The 6,466-nt window shown below is 73.7% G+C and carries 3 protein-coding genes; 1 reads left to right on the top strand and 2 read right to left on the bottom strand.

Annotated elements, in window-relative coordinates:
- Positions 1-90: 90 nt before the first annotated feature.
- Positions 91-1,359, bottom strand: a complete 1,269-nt coding sequence (locus VKK44_RS18865; RefSeq protein WP_343442434.1) for a cytochrome P450 — start codon at positions 1,357-1,359, stop codon at positions 91-93.
- Between the two features lie 239 nt (positions 1,360-1,598).
- Between VKK44_RS18865 and VKK44_RS18870 the strand changes: the two genes are divergently transcribed.
- A complete protein-coding gene (locus VKK44_RS18870; RefSeq protein ID WP_343442435.1) occupies positions 1,599-2,648 on the top strand; it encodes a zinc-dependent alcohol dehydrogenase family protein in 1,050 nt (349 codons plus the stop codon).
- Between the two features lie 62 nt (positions 2,649-2,710).
- Here VKK44_RS18870 and VKK44_RS18875 read toward each other — a convergent pair whose 3' ends face one another.
- Positions 2,711-5,926: a hypothetical protein gene (locus tag VKK44_RS18875; protein WP_343442436.1), complete on the bottom strand. Its 3,216-nt coding sequence runs from the start codon at positions 5,924-5,926 to the stop codon at positions 2,711-2,713.
- Positions 5,927-6,466 lie beyond the last annotated feature (540 nt).

A 6,466-nucleotide genomic window follows, 5' to 3' on the forward strand; every position in this document is an offset into this window, starting at 1 on the left:
TGACTGGGCATTCGCAGGGGGTCATTCTTAACCCACCGGCGTACGGGTGTGAAGACGTGACTGCGCTGCGTGTCCGCCGACGGCCCCCGGTCACGCCGCCGGCCGCGCGACCGGGCGGTCACCGGTCGGCACCGCCGGCGCGACGATCACCGGCAGCCCACGGTGCGCGCGGAACGCCAGGTTGGGCCGGAAGACGCGGGGATGCCCGGGGGCCGGCCGCAGGTCCGGCAGCGCCGTGGCGAGACGGGCGAGCGCGGTGCCCGCCTCCAGCCGGGCCAGCGCCGCCCCGATGCAGAAGTGCGGGCCGTGGCCGAAGGAGAGGTGGTCGTGCGCGTCCGGCCGGTCCGGGTCGAACCGGTCCGGGTGGCCGAACACCGCCGGGTCCCGGTTGGCGGCGCCGATCAGCAACAGGCAGCGCGCCCCGGCGGGGATGGCCACGCCACCCAGCGTGACCGGACGGTTGGTCACCCGCAGCCAGCCGTCGATGGCGGGCGCGAACCGCAGCGTCTCGGTGACGAACGCCGGGACCCGCTCCGGACGCGCGCCGAGCTCGCGCCACCGACCCGGCTCGGACAACGCCCGGTCCACCGCGTGGGCGAGCAGCCCGGCGGTGGTCTCGTGCCCGGCGACCAGCAGGTTGAACACGATGCTCGACACCTCGGCGACGGTCAGCACCTCGTCGTCACCGCCCCGGTACGCCAGCAGCTCGGCGACATAGTCGTCACCGCCACCGCCCAGTCGGCCCCGCACCAGGCCCTGGCAGTAGCGCCAGAACTCCAGCAGCCCACCGGCCAGCCGGACCTGCTCGGCCGGGTCGGGGCTGCCCCAGACCAGGGCGATCTGCCCGTCCGCCCAGGCCCGGATCCGCGGCACGTCGCGCGCCGGCACGCCGAGGATGTCGAGCAGCACCAGCAGCGGCAGCTCGGCGGTGAACTCCGGGACCAGGTCGACCTCGTCACCGGCGCGGGTGGCCAGCCGCGACACCAGCTCGTCCACCCGGCGGCGCACGATCCGGCCGTAGCGCTGCTCGACCCGCTCCGGGGTGTTGGCGAACGTGACCCGCAGCGCCCGGCGGGTACGGGGGTGCGCCGGCGGGTCGGCCGCGGCGGTGGTGGGCGGCGCGTCGATCCGGGCGACCAGGGCCAACGCCTCCGGGCAGATGTCGTACACCGGGGCGAGCGTGAGGGCGTTGCCGAACGTCCGCGCGTCGGCCAGCGCCCGCCGGACGTCGGCGTGCCGGGTGATCAGCCACAACCCGAGTTCGTCGTCGTGGTGCACGCCGCCGTCGGCGGCCAGCAGGCGGGCCCAGACGCCGGCCGTATCGGTGAGATACGCTCCCGCGAACGGATTCAACCGCATGACCGCCTCCTGCACTACCGGCCGCTTTCCTTACCGTGCGCCACTGGACGAACACGCGTCAAGATTTGCCGGCATCAATCTATTTCTGCCGCTTTCCCGCAACTTGCGCCCTGCTCCTTGCCGCCCCTGCCGCCTCCCCTCGGTGATCAGGGAGTTCGCGTCGCGCCGGGGCGCGACCGGCGACCGGAACTCCTTGATCACCGCCGGTGGGCCCGACGGTGGTGAGGGAGGATGGGGAGATGCGGGCGGTGGTGTTCGAGGAGTTCAACGCGTGGCCCGAGGTGCGGGAAGTGGCCGACCCGGTGCCGGCGCGCGACGGGGTGGTCGTCCGGGTCGGGGCGACCGGGCTGTGCCGCAGCGACTGGCACGGCTGGCAGGGCCACGACCCGGACATCCGGCTCCCGCACGTGCCCGGGCACGAGTTCGCCGGTGTCGTCGCCGCGATCGGCGCCGACGTCCACGGCTGGCGGCCGGGCGACCGGGTCACCGTGCCGTTCGTCTGCGCCTGTGGGCGGTGCCCCTCCTGCCTCGCCGGTGACCAGCAGGTCTGCGAGCGGCAGACCCAGCCGGGCTTCACCGGCTGGGGGTCGTTCGCGGAGTACGTGGCGCTGCGGCACGCCGACGTCAACCTGGTCCGGCTGCCGGACGAGGTGGACGACGGGACCGCCGCGGCGCTCGGCTGCCGGTTCGCCACCGCGTTCCGGGCGGTGGTCGCGCAGGGCCGGGTGGCCGCGGGCGAGTGGGTGGCCGTACACGGGTGCGGTGGGGTGGGCCTGTCCGCGGTGATGATCGCGGCGGCGAGCGGCGCCCGGGTGGTGGCCGTGGACGTCGCGCCCGCCGCGCTGGCGCTGGCCCGGCGCAGCGGGGCCGCGGTCTGCCTGGACGGAAGCACGCTCGGCGGTCCCGGCGAGGTGGCCGCCGCGGTCCGCGACGCGACCGGCGGCGGCGGCGCCCACCTCTCGCTCGACGCGCTGGGCAGCCACGCGACCTGCGTCGCCTCGATCGAGGGCCTGCGCCGGCGCGGCCGGCACGTGCAGGTCGGGCTGTTGCCCGCCGCGCAGGGCCGGCCGGCGCTGCCGATGGACCTGGTGATCGCCCACGAGTTGGAGCTGCGGGGCAGCCACGGGATGCCGGCCCACGCCTACCCCGAGCTGCTGCGGCTGGTCACCGCCGGGGTGCTGCGCCCCGGCGAGCTGGTCACCGACGTCATCGGGCTGGCCGACGCGCCCGCGGCGCTGGCCACGATGGACCGGCCGGCCACCGCCGGGATGCGGCTTGTCCGCCCCTGACGCCACGCGGGCCGGCCCGGCGTCGGGAGCACCCGACGCGGACCGGCCCACGGCCGACCGGATCAGTCGGCGACGGTCACCGAGACGGTACGGGGCGGCTGCTGGTACTGCCCGTAGTTGTCCATGCCGCGGATCGTCACCGTGTACGTGCCGGCCGGCACCACCGGCGACGTGTACGCGAAGTTCGACCCCGGCGAGCCCGGACTGGTGAGGAACGCCGCGATCCAGGTGCCCGCCCGGCCGAACGTGCCGGCCGCGTTCATGCCCTGCCCGGCGGCGTTGGTGATCTGCAACTCCACCTTCTGCATGCCGACGTCGTCGACGGCCCGGCCGGTCACCACGATCCGGCCGCCGGTGTAGGCCTCGCCCTCGACCGGCGTGATGCTCGGCTCCAGCGTCGGATCGAGGTCACCGGGGTAGACCAGGTACTTCGCGGTGGCGCCGGCGGTCGAGCCGTCCTGCTGGCCGACCGTGTCCACGGCCCACGCCTCGACGCTGTAGGTGCCCTTGGTGGGCAGGTCGATCGAGAGCGTGAACGCGGTGCTCGTGGCGTTCGGGGCGGCGAGCGTCGCGTCCACCGTGGCGAACGCGGCGGCCATCGTGCCGCCCGGCTGGACGTACCGGCCGGTGTCCAGGTCGCGCAGCGCCACCCGGACGGCCTTGACGCCCTTGTCGTCGGTCGCGGTGCCGGCCAGGTCGAGGTGCAACCGGTCGACGTTCTGGTCGGTCCCGGTGAAGCTCAGCAGCCCGTTCGGGAAGGCGTCGCCGGGCACCTGCGCGGTGACGGTGAGCCGACCCAGGTTGGTGTTGGACGTGGTCAGGCCGAGCTTGTCGGTGGCGCGTACCCGGAAGTCGTAGACGCCGGGGGTGAGCGGAACGGTGGTGAAGGACCAGTCGAACGTCGCGGCGTCGAGGTTGGTCGGGGAGATCCGGTGGTACGCGGCGACCGAGTCGGCGCCCCAGGTGCCGTCCGCGGCCAGCGCCTCCCGGGTGGTGTTGTTGCGCAGGTAGATCTCGACCGACTTCAGCGCGTCCTCGTCGGCGGCGGTGCCGGCGAACGTGACCGTGGCGCCCGGCGCCACGGTCAGCGGCGCGGCGGCGGTGGGCGGGGTCATCGCCACCGGCGCGGTGATCGCCACGGTCGGCGGGACGCCGGTCGCCGAGACGGTCCAGTCCCGGGTGTCGCCCCGCAGGTCGCTCTGCCCGGCCGTGTCGACGGCGGTGGCGGTCATCCGCCACTGCCCCTCGGTCGGCAGCGTCACCTCGTACTGCCAGGTGGCGGACGTCGCGCCGAGCACGTCCGGCTCGCCCCGGAACGTGTTGTAGACCGCCGCGACGCTGCCGTCGTCCTGCAGGTACCGGTTGTCCGGCGTGCGGAACGAGTAGATCATCGAGCTGACGCCCTTGTCGTCGGTGGCGGTGCCGGTGGCCACGAAGCTCTGGGTGGCGATCAGGCCGGCGGCCGGCGCGCTGATCCGGGTGGCCGGCGGCAGGTCGTCGAAGCGGAACGCCTCGATCTTCTTGATCGCCTTGGTGGCGTCGCCGGCCCCGTCGCGGCCGACCGTCCTCGCCTGGATCTGGTAGACGCCGGCCGGCAGCGACACCGGGAGCTTCCAGGTGGTGGACGTGGCGTTCGGCGCGGCGACGGTGGCGTTCAGCGACTTGAACGCGCCCCAGGTCGTCAGGTCGGTCTGGAGGTACCTGCCGCTGTTGCGGTCCATGACCTCGACCTGGACCTTGGACACGCCGGCCGGCGCGAGCGCCTGGCCGCCGAGGTCGAACGACTCCCCGGCCTGCTTCACCGCGCCCTCGATCGGCGTGGTGACGGTGGTGTCCAGCGCCGACGGGGCCGGCTCCTTGGACAGGTCGAAGAACGCGACCCGACCGGTCGTCTTGCCGCCCTTGACGTTGCCGTCGCCGCCGACGAGCAGGCCGCGCGCGGTGGCCAGCATCGCCTTCTCCCCCTCGTACGAGTTGGAGCCGGGGTTCCACTCCAGCGCGGTGCCGGTGAGCGGGTCCAGCGCGCCGAGGTGGTCGCGGCGGACCACCTGGTCGCCGAGGCCGTAGCCGCTCAGGCCCTGGCCGGTGCCGTAGCCGACGTTGTCCAGCCCGGGCCACGGCACGTTCGAGGTGGGCGACTCCTGCCAGCTGAAGTGACCGCCGACGTAGACGGCGGTGTCGGTGATCGCGACGGAGTAGATGCTGTCGAAGTGCCGGGAGATCCAGAGCGGCTCGATGTGGTCGTTTCCGGTCAACGGGTACGCGATGGCGGTGTCGTTGATCGGCGGCCGGTCGCCGCCCGAGCCGCTGGTGACCACGAAGTACGAGTCGTCCGGCGCGATGTCACCGGCGAAGACGCGCTGGATGCCGCCGACGAAGGAGAGGTTGTCCTCCCACAGCCGGGTCCGCCACGGCAGCAGCGCCTTGCTGGCCGTGCCGATCAGCGCCACGCCGTAGCGGTCCTGCCCGGCGATCTGGCGGCCGGTGTGCACGACCAGCAGCTTGCTGCGGTCGTGGGTGAGCTTGAGCTGCTGCACGGTGAGCATGCCGCCGACGCCGATGCCGCCGGTGACCGGCAGGTTGAACGCGGTGTCGACGGCGCCGGTGGTCGGGTTGAGCGCGGCCAGGCCGCTGCGGGCGACGCCGTTGACGGTGGCGAACTGGCCGCCGACGTAGACGGCGGTGGGGCTCACGGCCAGGGCGGTCGCCCGCGCGCTGGCGGTCGCGGTGAACGCCGCCACCGGCGCGCCGGTGGTCGGGTTGAGCCGGGCGATCTTGCGCTTGGTGACGCCGTTGATCGTGTTGAACGAGCCCGCGATGTAGAGCGACGTCCCGTCCGGCGACGCCTCGACGGCCGCCACCGCGCCGTCGATGGTGGGCTTGAAGCCGGTGTCCACCTTGCCGGTGTCCAGGTTGTACGAGGCCAGCGACTTCTGCGCGATCGCCGTGCCGCCGACGTTCGCGATCGAGGTGAAGGTGCCGGCGATGAAGACGCGGTTGCCGATCACCTCGATGTCGGTGATCTCGCCGTTGGTGATCCGCGGCGTGTCGGCGCGGGGCGTGGTCGGCATCAGCCGGGTGTCCCCCGGCGTGACCTGTGCCCTGGTCGCGACCGTACGGGCGGCGCCGAGCGCGGCGCTGCCCCCGGTCGCCTGGGCGCCGGTACGCCCGGTGACTCCGGCGTCGGTGACGGCGACGACGCCGGCCAGCGCCGGCACCCCCGCCACGACGACCGCGCCGGCGGCGAGCACCGCTACCGCGCGACTCCAAACTCGCATCGAGACAACTCTCCCTGTCCGCCCGGACGGCGCCCCTCGGGTGGCTCCCGACTTCCCTCCGTCCGCGTGCCGGACGTCACCGTAGGAGGCAAGGACTTCTCGCGGTACGCCGCCGCACCGGTAATCGACCGCTCGACATCAATTCCGGCCACACGGCGACCGCGCTCCACCGATCGGCTGGCCCCGCGCCTACCGCCCGGACCCCCGTCGCGCCTTTCGGCCCCGTCCCGCGCCGTCCGGTCCGCCGGCCCTGATCGACACCACGCCGGGAGGCGGGCCGCATCGGGGCGGTGACATTCGGGCGACTGTCCGGGCGGGAAATGCCGACACAAGGCGTCGAATCGGGGAAGCGTTTCGGCGAACCGCGAGAATCCGACAGGAGCGGGGCTTGCGGAGCAATTGCCGACCCGATCGCGGGAAATCGGCACGCCGACGCCGGAACGCACACACCGATTGCCGGTGGCCGGCACCACAGCGACTTCGCCGCGACCGTATTCCATCGAAGATCACTCTGTCAACGACGCCGCCGACAAGGGTCTT

The organism is Micromonospora sp. DSM 45708 (assembly GCF_039566955.1).
In the GTDB taxonomy this organism is placed as follows: Bacteria; Actinomycetota; Actinomycetes; order Mycobacteriales; family Micromonosporaceae; genus Micromonospora.